The following is a 20,738-nucleotide window of genomic DNA, read 5'->3' on the forward strand; positions in this document are numbered from 1 at the left end:
AATAGTAAATGTGAACTTACTTACAAAGCTTCGATTGTGGAGCTGGGTGTGCTCGTTAGAATAGGAGGCTACCCTGTTAGGAGTGGTATATGGAAATCAAACAGATAAATAAAGACATTTATAAAAAGAAAGTAAACTTTGTGATTGGCGGTTTTGTTGCGTTGCTCGCCATCTCCTCTCTTGCCTTTAGTACCTTGCTGATTGTTTTGTTTGGCAACACTGAAGTCGTACCAGAACAATCAACGGGCAATTTCTATTGGAATTTGATTGGTGTCGTTCTAGCAGTTGCAACTTCCCTCTCTTTATTGAATCAAATTAAAACTCGACCATACATGGAAGAGGTGCTGTACGTTTGGAAACTCAAGCAACTGCACAACAAAATCTTTCGTAAACTAAAAAGCATTAAAGCAGCCGCGAGCAATGACGATGTAAAAGCGCTCACTACACTTAAGTTCTATTACACCACGCAACGCCAAGTGTTTGAGCTAGACAACAACACATTGACGATGAGTAGTGTAAATAAAGAACTAGAGGCAATAGATCAAATCGAAGTCGACAAATCACTGCACCTTGATATTGCAAGCTTTGAAGAGGGGTGGGTAGACACATACTGATTGCTTATTTGCTACTTGAAGTTAACAACTGAGTACTAAAAACAAGCGTTTGAATGAGATTTCATCACTCGACGCTTTTTTTTGAATTTTTTTCTAAATAGGGGTTGCCAAGAAAACTCATCTCCCTATAATGCGCCTCCGTTGTCAGGGCAAAGCGGAAACGCAAAAGCAGTTGGCAATAAGGCGAAAAAGCTTCTAAAAATTAATTTTAAAAAGTGTTTGACACTGAAAAATAATTCCTTAGAATACGCCTCCGCTTCGATAGCAAAGCTTACGAAGCAAGCTCTTTAACAATATAGACCTATCAATCTGTGTGGGCACTCGTTGATGATGATCCAATTAGATATTTCTTTCTTAACGGAAAGTGGTATCAAATTAGGTTTCAATGAAACGAAGTGACCATTGAATCTTCGGATTCAGCACAGTCAATTCAAACATTACTTTATGTAATGTTCAGTATTCATTGAGCCGAACAAAATCTTAAATTGAAGAGTTTGATCATGGCTCAGATTGAACGCTGGCGGCAGGCCTAACACATGCAAGTCGAGCGGAAACGAGTTATCTGAACCTTCGGGGGACGATAACGGCGTCGAGCGGCGGACGGGTGAGTAATGCCTAGGAAATTGCCCTGATGTGGGGGATAACCATTGGAAACGATGGCTAATACCGCATGATGCCTACGGGCCAAAGAGGGGGACCTTCGGGCCTCTCGCGTCAGGATATGCCTAGGTGGGATTAGCTAGTTGGTGAGGTAAGGGCTCACCAAGGCGACGATCCCTAGCTGGTCTGAGAGGATGATCAGCCACACTGGAACTGAGACACGGTCCAGACTCCTACGGGAGGCAGCAGTGGGGAATATTGCACAATGGGCGCAAGCCTGATGCAGCCATGCCGCGTGTGTGAAGAAGGCCTTCGGGTTGTAAAGCACTTTCAGTCGTGAGGAAGGTGGTAGTGTTAATAGCACTATCATTTGACGTTAGCGACAGAAGAAGCACCGGCTAACTCCGTGCCAGCAGCCGCGGTAATACGGAGGGTGCGAGCGTTAATCGGAATTACTGGGCGTAAAGCGCATGCAGGTGGTTTGTTAAGTCAGATGTGAAAGCCCGGGGCTCAACCTCGGAATTGCATTTGAAACTGGCAGACTAGAGTACTGTAGAGGGGGGTAGAATTTCAGGTGTAGCGGTGAAATGCGTAGAGATCTGAAGGAATACCGGTGGCGAAGGCGGCCCCCTGGACAGATACTGACACTCAGATGCGAAAGCGTGGGGAGCAAACAGGATTAGATACCCTGGTAGTCCACGCCGTAAACGATGTCTACTTGGAGGTTGTGGCCTTGAGCCGTGGCTTTCGGAGCTAACGCGTTAAGTAGACCGCCTGGGGAGTACGGTCGCAAGATTAAAACTCAAATGAATTGACGGGGGCCCGCACAAGCGGTGGAGCATGTGGTTTAATTCGATGCAACGCGAAGAACCTTACCTACTCTTGACATCCAGAGAACTTTCCAGAGATGGATTGGTGCCTTCGGGAACTCTGAGACAGGTGCTGCATGGCTGTCGTCAGCTCGTGTTGTGAAATGTTGGGTTAAGTCCCGCAACGAGCGCAACCCTTATCCTTGTTTGCCAGCGAGTAATGTCGGGAACTCCAGGGAGACTGCCGGTGATAAACCGGAGGAAGGTGGGGACGACGTCAAGTCATCATGGCCCTTACGAGTAGGGCTACACACGTGCTACAATGGCGCATACAGAGGGCAGCCAACTTGCGAAAGTGAGCGAATCCCAAAAAGTGCGTCGTAGTCCGGATTGGAGTCTGCAACTCGACTCCATGAAGTCGGAATCGCTAGTAATCGTGGATCAGAATGCCACGGTGAATACGTTCCCGGGCCTTGTACACACCGCCCGTCACACCATGGGAGTGGGCTGCAAAAGAAGTAGGTAGTTTAACCTTCGGGGGGACGCTTACCACTTTGTGGTTCATGACTGGGGTGAAGTCGTAACAAGGTAGCGCTAGGGGAACCTGGCGCTGGATCACCTCCTTAAACGATGATTACTCACGATGAGTGTCCACACAGATTGATACGGTTTATAAAGTAAAGAGAAGAAGAGTTCCCAAACTCTTCAATCCAGTGTCCCGTTCGTCTAGAGGCCTAGGACACCGCCCTTTCACGGCGGTAACAGGGGTTCGACTCCCCTACGGGATACCATTGGGTCGTTAGCTCAGTTGGTAGAGCAGTTGACTTTTAATCAATTGGTCGCAGGTTCGAATCCTGCACGACCCACCATTCCTTCCATTAGGAATTAAAACTCAAAATATGGGGCTATAGCTCAGCTGGGAGAGCGCCTGCCTTGCACGCAGGAGGTCTGCGGTTCGATCCCGCATAGCTCCACCATATTTTGAAACAATGGGCGATTAGCTCAGTTGGGAGAGCACCTGCCTTACAAGCAGGGGGTCACTGGTTCGAGCCCGGTATCGCCCACCATCTTTAAGCGCATTCGATGAGTGCTTTTAAAAATGGTTACTTCATTAGAAGTGATTAGCTCTTTAACAATTTGGAAAGCTGACAAAACAACAATTTATTGTTGTTTGTAAAGTTCTCAATGTTTGTCTTTAAGACAAACACCAAAATAACACATTCAAGTGTTCTTGGAATTTGAGTCCGGCAAAATCGAGTCTGCATCATGTATAAAAATTGCAGACAACTTTGGTGACTTGTTCATCAGCTCGAAACTCCTTCGGGTTGTATGGTTAAGTGACTAAGCGTACACGGTGGATGCCTTGGCAGTCAGAGGCGATGAAAGACGTAGTAACTTGCGATAAGCCCAGATTAGGTAGTAACAACCATTTGAGTCTGGGATTTCTGAATGGGGAAACCCACGTGCATAAGCACGTATCCTTACCTGAATACATAGGGTAAGGAGGCGAACCGGGGGAACTGAAACATCTAAGTACCCCGAGGAAAAGAAATCAACCGAGATTCCGAAAGTAGCGGCGAGCGAAATTGGACTAGCCCTTAAGCTTTACACGCGTTAGACGAACGGTCTGGAAAGTCCGACGATACAGGGTGATAGTCCCGTAGTTGACGACGTGTGTTCAGTGAAATCGAGTAGGGCGGGACACGTGATATCCTGTCTGAATATGGGGGGACCATCCTCCAAGGCTAAATACTACTGACTGACCGATAGTGAACCAGTACCGTGAGGGAAAGGCGAAAAGAACCCCTGTGAGGGGAGTGAAATAGAACCTGAAACCGTGTACGTACAAGCAGTAGGAGCAGGCTTTGTCCTGTGACTGCGTACCTTTTGTATAATGGGTCAGCGACTTATATTCAGTGGCAAGGTTAACCATCTAGGGGAGCCGTAGGGAAACCGAGTCTTAACTGGGCGTTCAGTCTCTGGATATAGACCCGAAACCAGGTGATCTAGCCATGGGCAGGTTGAAGGTTGAGTAACATCAACTGGAGGACCGAACCGACTAATGTTGAAAAATTAGCGGATGACTTGTGGCTAGGGGTGAAAGGCCAATCAAACCTGGAGATAGCTGGTTCTCCCCGAAAGCTATTTAGGTAGCGCCTCGGACGAATACTACTGGGGGTAGAGCACTGTTAAGGCTAGGGGGTCATCCCGACTTACCAACCCTTTGCAAACTCCGAATACCAGTAAGTACTATCCGGGAGACACACGGCGGGTGCTAACGTCCATCGTGGAGAGGGAAACAACCCAGACCGCCAGCTAAGGTCCCAAATTACTACTAAGTGGGAAACGATGTGGGAAGGCTCAGACAGCCAGGATGTTGGCTTAGAAGCAGCCATCATTTAAAGAAAGCGTAATAGCTCACTGGTCGAGTCGGCCTGCGCGGAAGATGTAACGGGGCTAAGTAGTAAACCGAAGCTGCGGCAATATACTTTTGTATATTGGGTAGGGGAGCGTTCTGTAAGCGGTTGAAGGTGTGTGGTAACGCATGCTGGACGTATCAGAAGTGCGAATGCTGACATGAGTAACGATAAAGGGGGTGAAAAACCTCCTCGCCGGAAGACCAAGGGTTCCTGTCCAACGTTAATCGGGGCAGGGTAAGTCGACCCCTAAGGCGAGGCCGAAAGGCGTAGTCGATGGGAAACGGGTTAATATTCCCGTACTTCTTACAATTGCGATGGGGGGACGGAGAAGGCTAGGTGGGCCTGGCGACGGTTGTCCAGGTTCAAGTGCGTAGGCTTGAGAGTTAGGTAAATCCGGCTCTCTTTAAGGCTGAGACACGACGTCGAGCATCTACGGATGTGAAGTCATTGATGCCATGCTTCCAGGAAAAGCCTCTAAGCTTCAGATTGTAAGGAATCGTACCCCAAACCGACACAGGTGGTCGGGTAGAGAATACCAAGGCGCTTGAGAGAACTCGGGTGAAGGAACTAGGCAAAATGGTACCGTAACTTCGGGAGAAGGTACGCTCTCGACGGTGAAGTCCCTTGCGGATGGAGCTATTGAGAGTCGCAGATACCAGGTGGCTGCAACTGTTTATTAAAAACACAGCACTGTGCAAAATCGTAAGATGACGTATACGGTGTGACGCCTGCCCGGTGCCGGAAGGTTAATTGATGGGGTTAGACTTCGGTCGAAGCTCTTGATCGAAGCCCCGGTAAACGGCGGCCGTAACTATAACGGTCCTAAGGTAGCGAAATTCCTTGTCGGGTAAGTTCCGACCTGCACGAATGGCGTAATGATGGCCACGCTGTCTCCACCCGAGACTCAGTGAAATTGAAATCGCTGTGAAGATGCAGTGTACCCGCGGCTAGACGGAAAGACCCCGTGAACCTTTACTACAGCTTGGCACTGAACATTGACCCTACATGTGTAGGATAGGTGGGAGGCTTTGAAGCACGTACGCCAGTATGTGTGGAGCCGTCCTTGAAATACCACCCTTGTAGTGTTGATGTTCTAACGTCGACCCCTAATCGGGGTTGCGGACAGTGCCTGGTGGGTAGTTTGACTGGGGCGGTCTCCTCCCAAAGAGTAACGGAGGAGCACGAAGGTGGGCTAATCACGGTTGGACATCGTGAGGTTAGTGCAATGGCATAAGCCCGCTTGACTGCGAGAATGACAATTCGAGCAGGTGCGAAAGCAGGTCATAGTGATCCGGTGGTTCTGAATGGAAGGGCCATCGCTCAACGGATAAAAGGTACTCCGGGGATAACAGGCTGATACCGCCTAAGAGTTCATATCGACGGCGGTGTTTGGCACCTCGATGTCGGCTCATCACATCCTGGGGCTGAAGTCGGTCCCAAGGGTATGGCTGTTCGCCATTTAAAGTGGTACGCGAGCTGGGTTTAGAACGTCGTGAGACAGTTCGGTCCCTATCTGCCGTGGGCGTTGGAAGATTGAAGGGGGCTGCTCCTAGTACGAGAGGACCGGAGTGGACGAACCTCTGGTGTTCGGGTTGTGTCGCCAGACGCATTGCCCGGTAGCTAAGTTCGGAATCGATAACCGCTGAAAGCATCTAAGCGGGAAGCGAGCCCTGAGATGAGTCTTCCCTGATACTTTAAGTATCCTAAAGGGTTGTCGGAGACTACGACGTTGATAGGTCAGGTGTGTAAGTGCTGTGAGGCATTGAGCTAACTGATACTAATTGCCCGTGAGGCTTAACCATACAACACCCAAGGGGTTTTGATGGACTCGAAGCAAGAACAGAATTGAATGTGTAGAGAACACAAAAACAGCTTTCCGAATTAAAGAATTTGCTTGGCGACCATAGCGTTTTGGACCCACCTGACTCCATTCCGAACTCAGAAGTGAAACGAAATAGCGCCGATGGTAGTGTGGGGTTTCCCCATGTGAGAGTAGGACATCGCCAGGCTTTAAATATCGTTACTCGTACTACGTGTAACAACATCTTCAGTGTAATAATCTGATGATGACAATTTGTGGAGAGATGGCTGAGTGGTTGAAAGCACCGGTCTTGAAAACCGGCATACGTTAATAGCGTATCTAGGGTTCAAATCCCTATCTCTCCGCCACTATACAGAAAGCCTGCAAAGAAATTTGCAGGCTTTCGTCATGTTTGACGTTTGAGAATTAGATGGGATTTGTATTAAATCCCAAGTCGGTCACGACCCAGACTCTCTGTACAATTAAGAAGCCTCGCTAGAAATAGCGAGGCTTTTTTTATTTCAGCGCAAACTGGAAATGATAGAGGTTTAGAAAATCCCCGGTTGAGATCCCCTCCAAATTAGGCGCCCTGGTTCTAATATTCAGCACACAATCACTCAATACAAGGTTTGTTCTTAAATGAATGATCTTTAGCATACAGATGTTCCATTAAGGCTTTCGAACCTATCAAAGTGACGCTTTCTAAAGCAGCAAGCCTTAAACGCTGTGAGATTGAGCGGCTGGCAACTTGAGTTTTACTGTTGCACCACACCTTGCAGCTATTCAACTTCCCTTTTCTCTAGTTCATTCAGATACAAAAAAGCCCAAGCGATGGGCTTGGGCGTTCTTACATTTAATGTGTTTGTCGAGTGTATTAGAACTCTTTCGGTGCGAAGCCAGTCATCACGTCTAGGCGTAGTTCTTTACCCATTTTAGTCATAGGGTGAACGATAACCAGGCCGCGTACGCGTTTCTTCAGTTTACCGATGTCTGCCTGTTCTGCTTTAGTGATTTCACGAGAGAATGGCATATCTAACAGGCTTTTACGTTCTTTATTTAGTTCGTATGTTTGTTTGTGCTTAAGTTGGTTAAGCTTCTTTGTTAGATCTTCAACTTCATCCGTGAATTTAGAAATCATTTCGTGATCACCACGAGAACGTGCTGCATCCAGCTTACGTTGGCAGGTATCTACGCGGTTATGCAGCTTTTGAATATCAGTTTTAATGCTCATGGTAAATAGACTCAATTTTTTAATGGTCGAGGAGTATAGCATAGCTGAAAATCTACGCTCTACTATCCTCCTCGATTCTATGTTTAGTTGATTAGTTCATTCCCTGAAACTTGGCCGGAGAAGAAGGCTTCTACGTTGTTCAATGTCACAGATGCTATGTTATTCAGCGCTTCGTGAGTTAAGAAAGCTTGATGGCCAGTGAACAGAACGTTGTGGCATGCCGATAAGCGGCGGAAAACATCATCCACGATAACGTCGTTGGATTTATCTTGGAAGAACAAGTCCTTTTCGTTGTCGTACACATCTAAACCGAGAGCGCCAATCTTACCCTGTTTAAGTGCTTCGATAGCGGCGACAGAGTCGAGTAACTCACCGCGGCTTGTATTGATGATCATCACGCCATCTTTCATTTGAGCAAAAGCGTTTTCGTTCAATAGGTGGTAGTTTTCTTCGCTCATTGGACAGTGAAGAGAGATAACATCTGCATTGGCGTAAATCTCTTCAAGAGAGCAGTATCGTGCACCCATTTCTAAAGCCAGAGGATTTTCGTAAGGGTCGTAGCAAAGCAGTTCCATCCCTAAGCCTTTAAAGATTCGCATCGTGGCGATACCAATCTTGCCTGTGCCGATAACGCCAACGGTTTTGCCGAAAAAGTTGAAGCCAACTAATCCTTCTAAAGAGAAGTTGGCATCACGGGTGCGTTGATACGCTTTGTGGAGACGACGATTCAAACACATCATCAAACCGACGGTATGCTCGGCGACCGCTTCGGGAGAGTATGCAGGCACTCGCACAACTTGAAGGCCAAGCTCTTTAGCCGCTTGTTGATCTACTTTATCGAAGCCAGCACAACGCATCGCAATGAGTTTTGTTCCGCCCAAAGAAAGTTGTTTTAGAACGGGAGCAGAAAGATCATCATTGACGAAAGCGCACACCACGTCACAACCGTGCGCCATTTTTGCGGTTTTTTCGGTGAGTCGAAAGTCGTGATAGTGAAATTCGAAGTCGCGATTGTTCTTAATTTTATCAAAAGAGGCTTCGTCATAGGATTTTGCACTAAAAAAAGCAATGTTAATCATAGTTCCCTCCCAAAAAGTATGGGTTTTATAAATAAATCTACTTATAAAGTAATGCAACTTAGGCTTAATGAATAGCGAAATCTTTGCTTAAATCTCAGTAATATCAAGATGCGATTAGCACCGTCTTTTTTACGTCTCAACGTTATAATCAGATTGCTTTGTGAGCATCATCTGACTAGCATAGCTTCTCTTTTATTTCCTTCTGACTCTTGGTCTGGGCGTTCTGGCAATGTCGATAAAATGGTGTGCTTTAATTCTGTGTGGATTGGTTACGTTCAGTACGTACGCGGCTGTCGATCTGGTTAAAGTTGATAAATCGAAACGCAGAATGTACTTGATGGAAGATGGCATCATACTAAAAGAATATCGTATTGCATTGGGTGCTAACCCTAAAGGTCATAAGCAAGAAGAAGGCGACAACCGAACGCCAGAAGGCAGTTACACGCTCGATTACGTGATTGAGGATTCTGCCTTTTATCGCTCGGTGCACATTAGCTATCCTGATGCTATTGACACGTTAGAGGCGCACCGGAGAGGTGTCTCCCCGGGTGGGAACATTAAAATTCATGGTTTAAAGAATGGTGAGACGCAAGATCCTAGCTTTATTCAGAGTTTTGATTGGACCAACGGGTGTATTGCGCTCACCAATGAAGAAATGGATGAATTCATCCAGCTTGTCACCATGGGAACACCGGTCACGATCGAGTGGTAGGACTCGTTATCCCACGGGAGCTTTGAAAGGTTACTGCATAAAACGTTTTGGATGGTCACTAAAAATGCCATCTAATTGCGGAAGGTGCTTGAGCTTATTCGGGTTGTTGACCGTGTAACACATGACCTTATAGCCCGCTTCTTGCAGCTTAATGATCTGACGCGAACGAACCCAGTTAATATTTAGGTTACAGCTGTACGCTTTCACTTCATCTAACAATAGCCCGTCCTTTTTTGTAAAAAACTCACTTAAAACACCCAAACGATAACCTTCGCAATGCTGGTAAAGTGCTCTGATGACATCATGACTAAAGCTTGAGAGTAAAAGGTTCTCTCTAGGCATTGAACTTTCGGTAAGCACTTTTGCAAGCGTTTGTGCGACTTCATCCGCTGGATGGCGGTCTACTTTAACTTCAATATTCAGATTTAGACCTCGCTCAGTAGCCAAGCTCAATAGCTCCTCAAGAGTCATGATAGTTTCGCCAGCAAAATCTTCGCTGAACCAGCCACCGAAATCTAATTGTCTTAGTTCTTTCAACGTATGCGCATCAACTCGTCCTTTGCCATTGCTGCATCGATTTAACGTATGATCGTGGCAAACCACAAGTACGTTATCTTTTGTTGGCTGAACATCTACTTCTACCCATTTTAGGCCGAGATCAATTGCAGCTTGAACGCTGACTTTTGTATTTTCTGGGAACGAGCCGGCAACGCCGCGGTGACCAATTAACAGAGTTTCCATTTTGTTTGCCTTCTTGAATGAGATGTCCAGATTGTACTCGCTTTTGGCCGTTGATATAGAGGTGAAAGGCTTCTTCAGGGCGGTAACGTCACGATTCAACGGTGTAATTTTCACCAGACAAGCATGGTGCGGAAATGAAAGACTAGATTGGTAACAGATTCTGAGCTACAAAATGACGTTGGACTTTTATGTTCTTGCCGCTCATTTTTAAAGAGCGACGTATCTTTCAAGAGCCGCATTTTTTCAGGGAGAGTAAGATGAAAATTGGTGTGATTGGCGCTGGCGCCGTTGGAGTTGGTGTTTGCAATTATTTGCTCACGCTAGGCAGCGTCAGTGAACTTGTTCTGTTAGACCAAAACTTAGAAAGAGCTGAAGGGGAAGTCTTCGATTTTCGTCACACAGCGGCGTTAACCTTTTCCAAAAATACCCGCATTATTCCCTCAGATGATTACCTCGATTTGTTAGGTGCCGATATTGTTGTGATAACGGCAGGTGCGCAAATTCAACAAGGACAAACACGTTTAGATATCGCGGAAATCAACGCGAAGATTGGCGTCGAGATCGCTAGCAAAATAGAGCGTGTTGCGCCAAAGGCGGTTTTGATTGTCGTGTCCAACCCTTGTGACATTGTTGCTCATTTTATTACTACCAATACGGGCTTTGAGCCAAACAAAGTGATAAGCAGCGGGTGTGTTATCGATACAGCTCGCTTGATGAGTATTGTTGCTAACCGTGTGGATCTCGACCCTAAAAACATATTTGGTTATGTGCTGGGAGAGCACGGAAGCCACTGTTTCACACCAAAGAGTCTGATCTCTATTGCTGGCCAGCCTGCGGATTATTATTGCGATACGCACAATATCGAGAGAATCGATGCTGATGAGTTGCTCGAAGCGGTTAAGCAAGCGGGTTACGAAATATTTCGTCGCAAACATAATACGGTGCATGGTATTGCAGCCAGCGTATTTCGAATCATTCAAGCCATCAAAATCAATGAGCGCTCTGTGTTGCCAGTTGGCACGATGATGTCGGGTCAATATGGTGTGAGTGGCGTCGTGCTAAGTCTACCGACGGTGATCGGGAAAAAAGGTGCAGAGTCGGTTCTTACTCACCCGTTTACAGAAGAGGAGCTTGAAACATTACACTCTATCAGTATGAACTTGAGATCCATTGTTGAGAATGTCGCGCAATCGACAGGTTTGAAGTGCTGATTGTAAACAAAGAAATTCTCCGTTTTGCCTTATATAGCCTACTGTTTAGTAGGCTTTTTTGTGTCTTCCAAACAGAGAAAAGCCCCATAAACTATGGTTGTTTAATTTGCAAATGAGTAATAGAATGCGAACCATTTTTATTTAATTGGTAATTTGGCATGTCTCGAGTTCTGATTGTTGATGATGACGTTCCTTTGTGTGAGCTTTTAGAAGTAGTTTTGCAAGATGAAGGATATACCGTCTCTTCTGTGCATTGTGGTGAAAGCGCGCTGCAGTACATGGAGAAAACGCCAGTCGATTTAGTGTTGCTCGATGTGATGTTGCCAAACTTAAATGGGATGCAAGTTGCTCGTCGTATTTGCCAACGATTTGCTACGCCAATTCTGATGCTTACAGCATTGAACGATGAAAACTCGATGCTGGATGGCTATCAAGCGGGGGCCGATCAATACATCGGTAAGCCATTCAACGTCGCTGAGTTGCTAATGCGTATCAAAGCGATCTTGCGTCGAGTGGGCTTGGAGCGTCAACGCCAAACCATTTGTAATACCGCCCAGAGTATCAGTGATCAGCTAACCAGCTTACCGTTGACCAGCACAGAAGCGGAGCTTTTGAGCCATTTGGTTAAGAATCAAGGCGTGGTGATCTCCAAAGCTGAGCTACAGACAGAAGTGTTGAAAAAAGAACTCAGCCCGTTTGATCGCAACCTAGATATGCACATCAGTAACATTCGCCGCAAATTGGTTGAAGCGGGCTTATCTAAACAGCACATCAAAACGTTTCGAGGCAAAGGCTACAGTTATTTAGAATCTGTGGGCGCGTGATGAAGCTGGTGTGTCCATCCTACATAGCAAAACGCAAAGACAGCCTTGCGTTTAAGCTTTTCAGTTACATGACCGCGATAGTCATCAGCATTTTGCTGGTGCAAGCGTTAGCGGAACAAGCCTTGGTGAAAGCTATGTTGAAAGTTCCAAATAGCGTCAAAATGGAAATGTTGGATCTTGCTCACCAAGCCAACGTGCTGATTGAACATGGCGACATGGATGAGTTGGCTGATTGGGCGAACGCGCAGCAGTTCTATTTGTTTGTACTGAACGAGCAACTTCAACCAGTGACGCATCGTCTCATGCATCCACATTTTGAATTTAAGCTCCAATTCAAACGCAGCATTGATGATCAATTGGAAGACAAAGTGAATCGACCAATCATCAGCATTCCATTGGTTCAGCAGCACAACTTAGTCATTCAACTGCCGCATCGCTTACATCCTGCGAATGACTTCATACTGTACTTTTCCATTATCAAAGTGGTAATTGCCGCCGTGATTTTGGCTTTGTTCTCGCTTTTAATGGCACGCAACTTACAGCAACCGTTGGACAGACTCAGAGAGGCGAGCAAGAAGCTTTCTAACGGCGATTTTAATGTCAGTGTTGTGCAGGAGCTAAAGTCCAACACGCGAGAATTTAATGAACTCGCGCAAGATTTTGACCACATGACGAAAGAGATTCACTCGCTAGCGGAGAAGCAACGTCTTTTGATTCGCGATGTGTCCCATGAACTAAGAACGCCTCTTGCTAGACAGAACTTGGTTTTGCACCTATTGCGTAAAAGAGTTGGTGAAAGCGAACAAGAACTAGTGACGCGGTTGGAAGACGAAGCCAAAGAGCTGAATCATCTAATCAGTGACATTTTGGAATTTAGTCGCCTTGAGAATGCTCGCTACGACAAAGAGACCAAGCGTAGTGATCTTGAAGTGCTACTAGCCCCACAAGTTGAGCGTTGCAAAATCGATTTGAGGGAATCACAGAGCATTGTATTTATTTCTCGTGTGACCGAGCCGAGAGCTTACTGTGAAGATACTCTCGTGGTGCGTTGTCTGAATAATCTAGTTGGCAACGCTATCAAATACGCGGGTGAAGATGCTCGGATCGAAGTGACTCTGACTAATCAAGAAATCAATGGGCAGGCTTATCTGGTTATGTCTGTCTCTGACGATGGGCCTGGCATCCCAGAGAACAAGTTATCCGATATCTTTAACCCGTTTACCCGCTTGGATGCCTCGCGAGACAAAAAGCTTGGTGGATACGGCCTTGGACTGGCGATCGTTAAGGAATCGATGCGAATGATGGGTGGTTCCGTCAATGCAGAGAATCGTTCTCAAGGTGGTTTAACCGTGAGTTTGGTGTTCAGACAATAACGGGTAACAATGAAGTGAACTCGATTTGTGATCTGGATCTCGTATGAGCGGTTCTTCATCAGAGAGTTCTTTACAAAACTTTGCAAATGCAAAGAATGTAAATTTAATGCAAATGGTAATGCTTATCACTTATATTCACTCGCAAAATAAATAAGAGGGAATCACATTCACTGAATGTGCGACCCGAAAATAATCGGAGTGAAAGGATATGTTTACTAAGAGCCATTTGGCATTAGTGATCGGTGCGGTGCTAGCAGCGCCTGCAGTGGCAAACGTTCAAACAGATGAGCACCTAGTTGTAGAAGGTCGCGAGTTCGGCTACAAAGCTGATACCAACAGTACAGCGATGCGTATGGAAATGACGCAGCTAGAAACTCCGGGACAGGTTGCGGTCATCGACGAAACCGTCATTGATGAGCAACGCGCAAGTACTTTAGGTGAAGTGTTACGTAACGACGCGAGTGTAAGCGCGGGTGGTACTAGCCGTAACCGTGAACGTTTCTCGTTACGTGGTTTTGAACTAAGTAGCTCTGATGGCTTCTTACGTGATGGTCGTCAGCACTGGTCACATTACCGTCAGCCAATTGAGCTTTTAGAGCGCGTTGAAGTGCTAAAAGGTCCATCTGGTCTACTTTATGGTAAGTCTGAGCCGGGTGGCTTAGTAAACATGGTTTCTAAGAAACCAACAACACAAACACAGGTCAGCTTGAGCCAAGATATCGGTTCAAACGAACATTCGCGTACCGTACTTGATGTAAGTGGTTCTTTAAATGACGCAGAAACGCTACGTGCTCGCGCTATTTTTGCGAAAGAAAACTACAGCTCTTGGCGTACGTATGGCGATGGCACAAAGCCGCAAACTGACCGTGTTGTGGGTGGCCTGGTTGTTGAGTATGACATTACTGAAAACATCATGGTGTCAGCGCATTATGACCGTACAAAAGACGAAGGTAGCGTAGATTCAGGTGCTTACATCGTGGACGGAAAGCCAGTTCGTGGTGATAAGTACATCTGGGACGCTCAGTGGTCAAAAATTGATAACGACGTAGAAAACTACGGTATCGATATTAATGCTCAAGTGACTGATAACGTGAATGTGAAAGCGGGTTACAACCGTCAAGACTTTAAGCGTTTTGATGTAGAGTCTTACCCTAAGTTTGACAATTATGACAAAGATGGTGTGATTCGACATAAAGGGAACGAGCGCACAGATAACTGGGTATTCGATACCGCGTACTTAGACGTAACAACCAACTTCTCTTTGTTGGGTACAGAAAATACGTTTTTGGTGGGGGCGAACTACCTCGACTACAAATACGACCGCTTTATGGCTTTCCATGCAGGAGAGGATGTAGCGGCAGGCACGACAGTTACTCGTCCAGGAACCGTACGCTCGAAAAAATCCCCAAGACGCGAGCATGACACTTGGGGGATTTACGCGCAAAACATGATGACGATTAACGATTACTGGCAAGTACTTGCGGGTGCTCGTTATGACGAAAAGCGTGAAGATTCGCTAACAGAGAACCAAGTTTCTCCAAAGTTAGGTGTCATTTTCCACCCGACATCGAATGGTTCGATTTACGTGCAATACTCTGAGAGTTTTATGCCGCAAGGTGAAGTCAGCAACGGTAGTCGTATTTACATCAATGATGGTGAGAAACTCGACGCTGAGCGTGGTATCTCTTATGAAATCGGTACGAAGTGGGAACTGTTTGATCAGCGTTTATTTGTATCAGGTGCTGTATTTGATATCACGTTAGAAAATATCTCGCTGGATGTTGAAAGTGGTAAAGATGCTAGTAATCAGCTCCTACACAAGAAAACGCAAGGTGGTGAGCAAGTTCACAAAGGTGCTGAGTTAATGGCTCAAGGTTTTGTGACTCCAGAGTTGTCGCTAACCGCTTCTGCAATGTACTTGGATGCCGAGTTGAAGAAGGCAGAAAGATTTGAAGGCAACCGCCCTGCAGATGTGCCAGAGTTCTCGGCAAGTCTATGGTCTAGCTACAAGGTTCAGGACAATACGAACCTAAACCTTGGTTTGATTTATGAAGGTGATCGCTACGGTGATGCAAAGAACACCTTCAAGAAAGATGGGTACGCTCGCATTGATATGGGCGTGTCATACAAACATAAGTACGATGAAAACTTGGACATCATCGCTCGATTCAATGTCGAAAACTTATTCGATACTGACTACCTCGCAGGTGGTGGTAGCACGAACGGTGATCAAAAAGGCGCGAGTGGCGTAGTGGTTGGAGAAGAACGAAACTACATGGCGACAATCCAGTTCAAGTACTGATAACAATTTGATTAGTAAAGGGGAAGTCCGGTCTTCCCCTTTAGTCGTTTTTAGGAAATAGCATTTAAACTCGTATGAATCTAATGAAATCAAGTATCGCTCTGTTGATCTCATCCGTTTTGATTCCTGCTCAGGCGGCGAATTTAAACGATGCACAAGCAGTGCAGAGTAAAACTAACCAAGCATCAGCGGTTAGCCAAAAACGTATTGATGCAAGCGCAGAAAAGTCTCTGACGCTGGAAGCGGAAATCGAACAGCTTCAGGAAGAAGTCAGCAACTTGAAGATTTATCGTGATCATCTTTCAAGTTTGGTCGAAAGCCAACATCAAGAAGTGAACAGTTTGAACGAGCAAATTGAGCAGATTGCTCAAACTCGTCAGGGTGTCGTGCCATTGATGTATCACATGCTTGAAGGACTCAAGCGTATAGTGGCCAGCGACAAACCTATTCGTAAAGCTCAGCGTGAAGAACGCATTGCGAAGCTTGATGATCTGATGACGCGAGCTGATGTTGCCGACGCAGAGAAATTCCGTCGAATCCTAGAAGCCTACCAAATTGAAATGGACTACGGCACCAAGCTTGGTATCTACCAAGGCAAAATTAAACTAGATGCTAACGAAAAAGTGGAAGCTGATGTCCTTTACTTGGGCCGTGTATCTTTGGTTGCGCGTAGCCTGTCTGGTGACAAATTCTGGAGTTGGTCGCAACAGCAACAAGCCTGGCAGCCTGTTGGTTCGGAACAAAAGACCGAGCTAGATAAGGCGTTTGCTATGGCAAACAAACAAATTGCACCGAGTATGTTAACTCTGCCAGTGTCACTAACGGTTGCGGAGGGCAAGTAAATGATCAAGAAATGGCTATCGGTTGCTCTTATCTCAACCGCGGCGATGATGCCTCACACGACGTTCGCGAGTGATACGTTGTTGCAAAAAGCGCAGCAAGAAAATCGTCAGCAGCAAACGCACAATGCGTCACGTGAATCGGGTTTCAAGAAAACCGAACAAGAGCTGCAAGCAATTAAAAACAAGCTTGTTGCTGAGCGTGCAGCCCTTCAAGCCGAAGCTGATACATTAAGCGTCACGTTTAGTGAAAATGAAGCGGAACTGGCTCAGCTAGAAGAAAAATTGCGCTTAGAAACGGGCAGCCTAGGCGAACTATTTGGTGTTGTTCGTCAAAACGCGAAAGAGCTTGAGTCAGAACTGAAACACGCAGTGACAGGCGTAGATGCCAACTCATATCAAAAAGACATTGAAGCTATTGTCGCGGCGAAGTCTCTACCGACGTTGAAGCAGTTGCAAGCGATGTGGCGCAGTATGGAAGAGCAAGTTACCGCAAGTGGCGAACTGGCGAAGGTCTCTTTCACTTTGCTCGATGGAGAAGGTAAAGAACAGACAGTCAACGGTGTTCGTCTTGGCGCAATGGCACTACTTGATGACAATGGCTATGTGAAATGGAACGGCCAGCGTGGTGACGCAGTGAGCTATTTGCGTCAGCCAGAAAATGGTCCGACAGCGAGCGCATTCACCAACGGCGAATTGGATTCGTTAGTCATTGATCCATCGCGTGGCATTCTTTTAGAACAGCTAGCGAACTCGCCAACGCTGAAAGATCGTCTAAATGCGGGTGGCGTAGTTGGCCAGATCATCCTTGTTCTATTAGCGATTGGTTTGATTATCGCGTTGGTTCGCGGTGTGTCTCTTTTCATTGCTCGCCAAAAAATCGCGAAGCAGCTAAAGAATCCAACCAAAGCAGAAGATAACCCTCTAGGTCGCGTTCTTTCTGTTTATCAAAACGACAAACATCGAAGTGTCGAAGCATTAGAATTGCGTCTACTTGAGGCGGTGGTTGATGAGCAAACGCACCTTGAAAAAGGACTATCGATGCTCAAACTGCTTGCAGCGCTGGCACCAATGTTGGGTCTGCTAGGTACGGTAACGGGCATGATCGAAACATTCCAAGTGATCACTCAGTTTGGTAATGGCGATCCAAAAGTCATGGCGGGCGGTATTTCGATGGCGTTGGTGACAACGGTTCTCGGCTTGGTAGCCGCAATACCACTGCTTCTGGCGCATAATGTGCTGAGTTCTCAAGCCGAGAGCATTCGCAACATTCTAGAAAAGCAGGGTATTGGCTTAGTTGCTGAACAAGCAGAGCGCGATATGTCTAACAACAAAGGCAACCGTAACACGATAGCGGAGAACGCAGCATAATGGAGCAGATCCTACTCAACACTTTGGGTTTGATCAGTGAGGATTGGGCCAATACCTTGATGAGCTTTATGCAGCAAGGTGGCCAAATCCTATGGTGGTTGGCAGCCGTTGTAGCGGTGTGTTGGTTACTGGTTATGGAGCGAGTGGTTTACTTAACGACGGTATTTCCGAAGGTAAACAAACAGCTTCGTGAACAGTGGTTGGCACGGTCAGAGCACCACTCTTGGTATGCACATCAAATCCGCGATGGATGGATTGCAAAGGCACAAATCGAATTGCGCCAAAACCTTTCGACGATCAAGCTATTGGTGGCCATTTGTCCCATGCTTGGTCTGTTGGGTACTGTCACTGGCATGATTACCGTTTTTGACGTGATGGCCTCACAAGGCAGCAGCGATCCAAAATTGATGGCTTCGGGCATCTCTTTAGCAACGCTGCCTACTATGGCAGGTATGGTGGCAGCATTGGCGGGCATGTTTGTACATGCTCGTTTAAGCAAAGTATGTGAACGTAAAGCGATCCAATTAGAACAATCTTTAAGGAGTCAGAAGTGAGACTCGGACGCAGACCAAATCAACAAGACGAAGCTCAAGTCGATTTAACATCGATGCTTGATATTGTATTTATCATGTTGATTTTCTTTATTGTTACCAGCTCTTTCGTGCGAGAGTCTGGCGTGGAAGTGAACCGCCCTCAAGCATCGAACGTGGTCAGTCAAAAAGACGCAGGTATTTTCATCGCCATTACGGCAGCAAACGATGTATACATCGACAAACGCTTGGTCGATCTGGAACGCGTAGAAGCGTCTATTGAGCACCTATTGCTAGACCAGCCAGATGCATCGTTAGTGATTCAGGCTGATGAGCACGCTTACAACGGCACCGTTGTGAAAGTGATGGATGCCGCTAAAGGTGCTGGCGTGAAGAACATTGCACTGGCAGCGGAGAAACCTTAATGGGTAGGCTGTTAATTGCGTTACCAGCGTCATTATTGATCGCCGTGAGTTTGTTTAGCTTTATGGCGTGGATGGTCGATAACGGCAATCAACGCGCACCAAAACCGTCTGAGGCAGTGCGTTTTGATATGGTCATGGTTGAAAACGATGCCGATGTGCAGCGTCGTCAACGTTCAGTACCAGAGCAGCCAGAGCCACCTCAAGCACCAGAGCCGATGGAGCTGTCTCAAGCCAACACGCAAGTTGAGCCGATGAGCCAAGTAACACCGATCAGCGCGCTTGGGTTAAACACGGCGTTAGATGGTATTGCGATTAATGCGCCAAACCTAAAGGGAACCATGGGCAATCAACAAGCGTTACCGCTGTATAAAGTTGAACCTCGTTACCCAAGTAAAGCATTAAAACGCAAGGTTGAAGGCTATGTGATCATGCGCTTTACGATTGACACGACAGGTCGTCCAAAAGACATTGAAGTGATCGATGCAGAGCCAAAGCGTATGTTTGAAAAAGAAGCCATTAGCGCGTTGAAGAAGTGGAAATACCAACCCAAAGTTGAAAATGGTGTGTCAATTGAGCAGTTCGGACAAACCGCAAAAGTGGAGTTCAAATTAGGCAAATGATGAAGAAATTCTTAATCACAACGCTGCTTAGTTTGACCGCAGCCAGTGCGATAGCTCAAGAGCTTAGCCAGTACACCGCATCTAGAGTGCAGCGTGCGCACAGCCTAGCTCAAGAAGAGAAGCTTAAAGAAGCGATCTCAACTCTCGAATCGTTAGACCTATCGCGTGGTTACGATCAAGCGTTTGTTGCTCGTATGCTTGGTATTTTTTATTGGCAGAATGAGCAAGTTAAGCCAGCTATCAAGCAACTGGATTTCGCGGTAAGCAGCGGTTTATTGCAAGATGAGCAAGCGTGGCAAACACGTAAAATGCTAGCGGATATTTTGTTGAACGAACAACAGTTTGCTAAAGCCTTGCCGCACTATTACGAGTTGAGTAAATCCGTACCTAAAAACCAGAAAGCTCATGAAGTTTGGCTGCGCATCGCACAATCGCATTACCAGTTGAGCCAATGGAATAAAGTGTTATCAGCGATGGGTCGCTACGAGAAGTTTGGTCAGCCAGATGAACTCGGTCCATTGTCGATTAAGCTTTCGTCTGAACTGGAACTCAAAAAGTGGCAGCCTGCTATTGTCACCATCAAACGTTTGATTGCAATTGAGCCTGAACGAGTTGAGTGGTGGCGTCAGCTCGTCGCTTTGCATTTACGTGTCGATGACAGTAAACGCGCACTAGATGCAATGGCTTTAGCCAAGCTACAAGGTGTCGCGCTCAGTCAAGATGATTTTAAACTGCTGGCACAGCTTTATGCGAAACGTGGAATCCCGGAGCGTGCTGCTTTAATTATGGAGCAGTTGGAAGACCTTAACGTCGATAGCCAGTTAAAAGCTCAGCAGGCGACCTATTGGCAGATGGCAAAAGAGTGGGATAAATCCATCGATAGTTGGCGAATTGCCGCGAAGTTGGATTCTAAATACTACTGGAACTACTCTCAGCTACTTGTTCAAGAAGGCCACTACCAACAAGCATTGGCTGCTTTGGATAAGGTAAAAGGTCGTAATGCTGACGTCGCGCTCATCAAAACCAGAGCCTACTACAAGTTGAATCGATTGGATGACGCATTGGCGAATGCGAAACGTGCGAATGAAATCAAACCATCGAATCAAGCCAAAAGTTGGGTGAAATACTTAACCCAACGGCGTAAAGCGGAAGCAACACAAAGCTCTTAACGCAGAACAAATGAAAAGACCCGAAGTCATTCTCGGGTCTTTTTTTGTTTTTGAGCCTTAAATTACC

15 protein-coding genes, 5 tRNA genes and 3 rRNA genes are annotated in these 20,738 nt (G+C 46.4%); 20 read left to right on the forward strand and 3 right to left on the reverse strand.

The genetic code is table 11. The features are described 5' to 3' along the window. Positions 1-89 precede the first annotated feature (89 nt). The 9 genes from DYB02_RS20890 (at position 90) to DYB02_RS20935 (ending at position 6,612) form a co-directional block, all read left to right on the forward strand. Positions 90-614 (forward strand): DUF3087 domain-containing protein, encoded by a 525-nt coding sequence (locus DYB02_RS20890; protein ID WP_029806938.1) that lies wholly within the window; start codon positions 90-92, stop codon positions 612-614. Positions 615-1,096: 482 nt separating this feature from the next. Beyond that, positions 1,097-2,649 (forward strand): 16S ribosomal RNA (locus tag DYB02_RS20900). A gap of 89 nt (positions 2,650-2,738) precedes the next feature. Continuing rightward, positions 2,739-2,814, forward strand: a tRNA-Glu gene (locus DYB02_RS20905). A 2-nt stretch (positions 2,815-2,816) separates the two neighbouring features. Continuing rightward, positions 2,817-2,892, forward strand: a tRNA-Lys gene (locus DYB02_RS20910). 32 nt (positions 2,893-2,924) lie between these two features. Beyond that, a tRNA-Ala gene (locus DYB02_RS20915) sits at positions 2,925-3,000 on the forward strand. Positions 3,001-3,014: 14 nt separating this feature from the next. After that, positions 3,015-3,090, forward strand: a tRNA-Val gene (locus tag DYB02_RS20920). Positions 3,091-3,354: 264 nt separating this feature from the next. Continuing rightward, positions 3,355-6,245 (forward strand): 23S ribosomal RNA (locus DYB02_RS20925). A gap of 91 nt (positions 6,246-6,336) precedes the next feature. Further along, positions 6,337-6,452, forward strand: a 5S ribosomal RNA gene (gene rrf, locus DYB02_RS20930). Together the 16S, 23S and 5S rRNA genes with 5 tRNA genes alongside form the textbook arrangement of a ribosomal RNA operon. A gap of 69 nt (positions 6,453-6,521) precedes the next feature. Then, positions 6,522-6,612 (forward strand) — tRNA-Ser (locus tag DYB02_RS20935). Between the two features lie 506 nt (positions 6,613-7,118). Here DYB02_RS20935 and DYB02_RS20940 read toward each other — a convergent pair. Both DYB02_RS20940 and DYB02_RS20945 read right to left on the reverse strand, forming a co-directional pair. Then, positions 7,119-7,475 carry a YibL family ribosome-associated protein gene (locus DYB02_RS20940; RefSeq protein WP_005467110.1) on the reverse strand — a complete coding sequence of 119 codons (357 nt, stop codon included), beginning with the start codon at positions 7,473-7,475 and terminating at the stop codon, positions 7,119-7,121. A gap of 83 nt (positions 7,476-7,558) precedes the next feature. Further along, complete coding sequence (locus DYB02_RS20945) at positions 7,559-8,554, reverse strand: 2-hydroxyacid dehydrogenase (RefSeq protein WP_029853095.1); 996 nt, start codon at positions 8,552-8,554, stop codon at positions 7,559-7,561. 229 nt (positions 8,555-8,783) lie between these two features. On the opposite strand from DYB02_RS20945, the gene DYB02_RS20950 reads away from it, so the two are divergent. Then, a complete protein-coding gene (locus DYB02_RS20950) occupies positions 8,784-9,266 on the forward strand; it encodes a L,D-transpeptidase family protein (protein ID WP_029804481.1) in 483 nt (160 codons plus the stop codon). 30 nt (positions 9,267-9,296) lie between these two features. Here DYB02_RS20950 and DYB02_RS20955 read toward each other — a convergent pair whose 3' ends face one another. Continuing rightward, on the reverse strand, positions 9,297-10,007 hold the full coding sequence (locus tag DYB02_RS20955) for a glycerophosphodiester phosphodiesterase family protein (RefSeq protein WP_020841689.1): 711 nt from the start codon (positions 10,005-10,007) through the stop codon (positions 9,297-9,299). Between the two features lie 257 nt (positions 10,008-10,264). On the opposite strand from DYB02_RS20955, the gene DYB02_RS20960 reads away from it, so the two are divergent. The 10 genes from DYB02_RS20960 (at position 10,265) to DYB02_RS21005 (ending at position 20,671) form a co-directional block, all read left to right on the forward strand. After that, the gene (locus tag DYB02_RS20960) at positions 10,265-11,218 is read left to right on the forward strand and encodes an L-lactate dehydrogenase (protein ID WP_029804480.1); all 954 of its coding nucleotides are present in this window, start codon (positions 10,265-10,267) and stop codon (positions 11,216-11,218) included. 158 nt (positions 11,219-11,376) lie between these two features. Next, complete coding sequence (locus tag DYB02_RS20965) at positions 11,377-12,042, forward strand: response regulator transcription factor (protein ID WP_005459337.1); 666 nt, start codon at positions 11,377-11,379, stop codon at positions 12,040-12,042. Continuing rightward, positions 12,042-13,415, forward strand: coding sequence for a sensor histidine kinase (locus tag DYB02_RS20970; protein ID WP_005459362.1), 1,374 nt, complete (start codon positions 12,042-12,044; stop codon positions 13,413-13,415). Before DYB02_RS20965 ends, DYB02_RS20970 begins: the two co-directional genes overlap by 1 nt. Positions 13,416-13,623: 208 nt before the next feature. After that, positions 13,624-15,717: a TonB-dependent siderophore enterobactin receptor PeuA gene (gene peuA, locus DYB02_RS20975; RefSeq protein WP_024701591.1), complete on the forward strand. Its 2,094-nt coding sequence runs from the start codon at positions 13,624-13,626 to the stop codon at positions 15,715-15,717. A gap of 74 nt (positions 15,718-15,791) precedes the next feature. Continuing rightward, positions 15,792-16,559: a DUF3450 domain-containing protein gene (locus DYB02_RS20980; RefSeq protein ID WP_029798432.1), complete on the forward strand. Its 768-nt coding sequence runs from the start codon at positions 15,792-15,794 to the stop codon at positions 16,557-16,559. Next, positions 16,560-17,927 (forward strand): MotA/TolQ/ExbB proton channel family protein, encoded by a 1,368-nt coding sequence (locus DYB02_RS20985; protein ID WP_029804478.1) that lies wholly within the window; start codon positions 16,560-16,562, stop codon positions 17,925-17,927. Continuing rightward, the gene (locus DYB02_RS20990) at positions 17,927-18,481 is read left to right on the forward strand and encodes a MotA/TolQ/ExbB proton channel family protein (protein WP_005497833.1); all 555 of its coding nucleotides are present in this window, start codon (positions 17,927-17,929) and stop codon (positions 18,479-18,481) included. The genes DYB02_RS20985 and DYB02_RS20990 overlap by 1 nt, the downstream gene beginning before the upstream one ends. Beyond that, a complete protein-coding gene (locus DYB02_RS20995; protein WP_005459364.1) occupies positions 18,478-18,882 on the forward strand; it encodes an ExbD/TolR family protein in 405 nt (134 codons plus the stop codon). Before DYB02_RS20990 ends, DYB02_RS20995 begins: the two co-directional genes overlap by 4 nt. Next, positions 18,882-19,502 (forward strand): energy transducer TonB, encoded by a 621-nt coding sequence (locus tag DYB02_RS21000; protein WP_005484262.1) that lies wholly within the window; start codon positions 18,882-18,884, stop codon positions 19,500-19,502. The genes DYB02_RS20995 and DYB02_RS21000 overlap by 1 nt, the downstream gene beginning before the upstream one ends. Then, the gene (locus DYB02_RS21005) at positions 19,499-20,671 is read left to right on the forward strand and encodes a tetratricopeptide repeat protein (RefSeq protein ID WP_029804477.1); all 1,173 of its coding nucleotides are present in this window, start codon (positions 19,499-19,501) and stop codon (positions 20,669-20,671) included. Before DYB02_RS21000 ends, DYB02_RS21005 begins: the two co-directional genes overlap by 4 nt. Positions 20,672-20,738: the final 67 nt, after the last annotated feature.

It is taken from the genome of Vibrio parahaemolyticus, from assembly GCF_900460535.1.
GTDB lineage: Bacteria > Pseudomonadota > Gammaproteobacteria > Enterobacterales > Vibrionaceae > Vibrio > Vibrio parahaemolyticus.

What these genes read in the sequence shown, in the direction of transcription:
- DYB02_RS20890 (WP_029806938.1), top strand. Translation starts at nt 90, where the DNA reads ATGGAAATCAAACAGATAAATAAAGACATTTATAAAAAGAAAGTAAAC.
- DYB02_RS20940 (WP_005467110.1), bottom strand. Translation starts at nt 7,475, where the DNA reads ATGAGCATTAAAACTGATATTCAAAAGCTGCATAACCGCGTAGATACC.
- DYB02_RS20945 (WP_029853095.1), bottom strand. Translation starts at nt 8,554, where the DNA reads ATGATTAACATTGCTTTTTTTAGTGCAAAATCCTATGACGAAGCCTCT.
- DYB02_RS20950 (WP_029804481.1), top strand. Translation starts at nt 8,784, where the DNA reads ATGTCGATAAAATGGTGTGCTTTAATTCTGTGTGGATTGGTTACGTTC.
- DYB02_RS20955 (WP_020841689.1), bottom strand. Translation starts at nt 10,007, where the DNA reads ATGGAAACTCTGTTAATTGGTCACCGCGGCGTTGCCGGCTCGTTCCCA.
- DYB02_RS20960 (WP_029804480.1), top strand. Translation starts at nt 10,265, where the DNA reads ATGAAAATTGGTGTGATTGGCGCTGGCGCCGTTGGAGTTGGTGTTTGC.
- DYB02_RS20965 (WP_005459337.1), top strand. Translation starts at nt 11,377, where the DNA reads ATGTCTCGAGTTCTGATTGTTGATGATGACGTTCCTTTGTGTGAGCTT.
- DYB02_RS20970 (WP_005459362.1), top strand. Translation starts at nt 12,042, where the DNA reads ATGAAGCTGGTGTGTCCATCCTACATAGCAAAACGCAAAGACAGCCTT.
- peuA (WP_024701591.1), top strand. Translation starts at nt 13,624, where the DNA reads ATGTTTACTAAGAGCCATTTGGCATTAGTGATCGGTGCGGTGCTAGCA.
- DYB02_RS20980 (WP_029798432.1), top strand. Translation starts at nt 15,792, where the DNA reads ATGAATCTAATGAAATCAAGTATCGCTCTGTTGATCTCATCCGTTTTG.
- DYB02_RS20985 (WP_029804478.1), top strand. Translation starts at nt 16,560, where the DNA reads ATGATCAAGAAATGGCTATCGGTTGCTCTTATCTCAACCGCGGCGATG.
- DYB02_RS20990 (WP_005497833.1), top strand. Translation starts at nt 17,927, where the DNA reads ATGGAGCAGATCCTACTCAACACTTTGGGTTTGATCAGTGAGGATTGG.
- DYB02_RS21000 (WP_005484262.1), top strand. Translation starts at nt 18,882, where the DNA reads ATGGGTAGGCTGTTAATTGCGTTACCAGCGTCATTATTGATCGCCGTG.
- DYB02_RS21005 (WP_029804477.1), top strand. Translation starts at nt 19,499, where the DNA reads ATGATGAAGAAATTCTTAATCACAACGCTGCTTAGTTTGACCGCAGCC.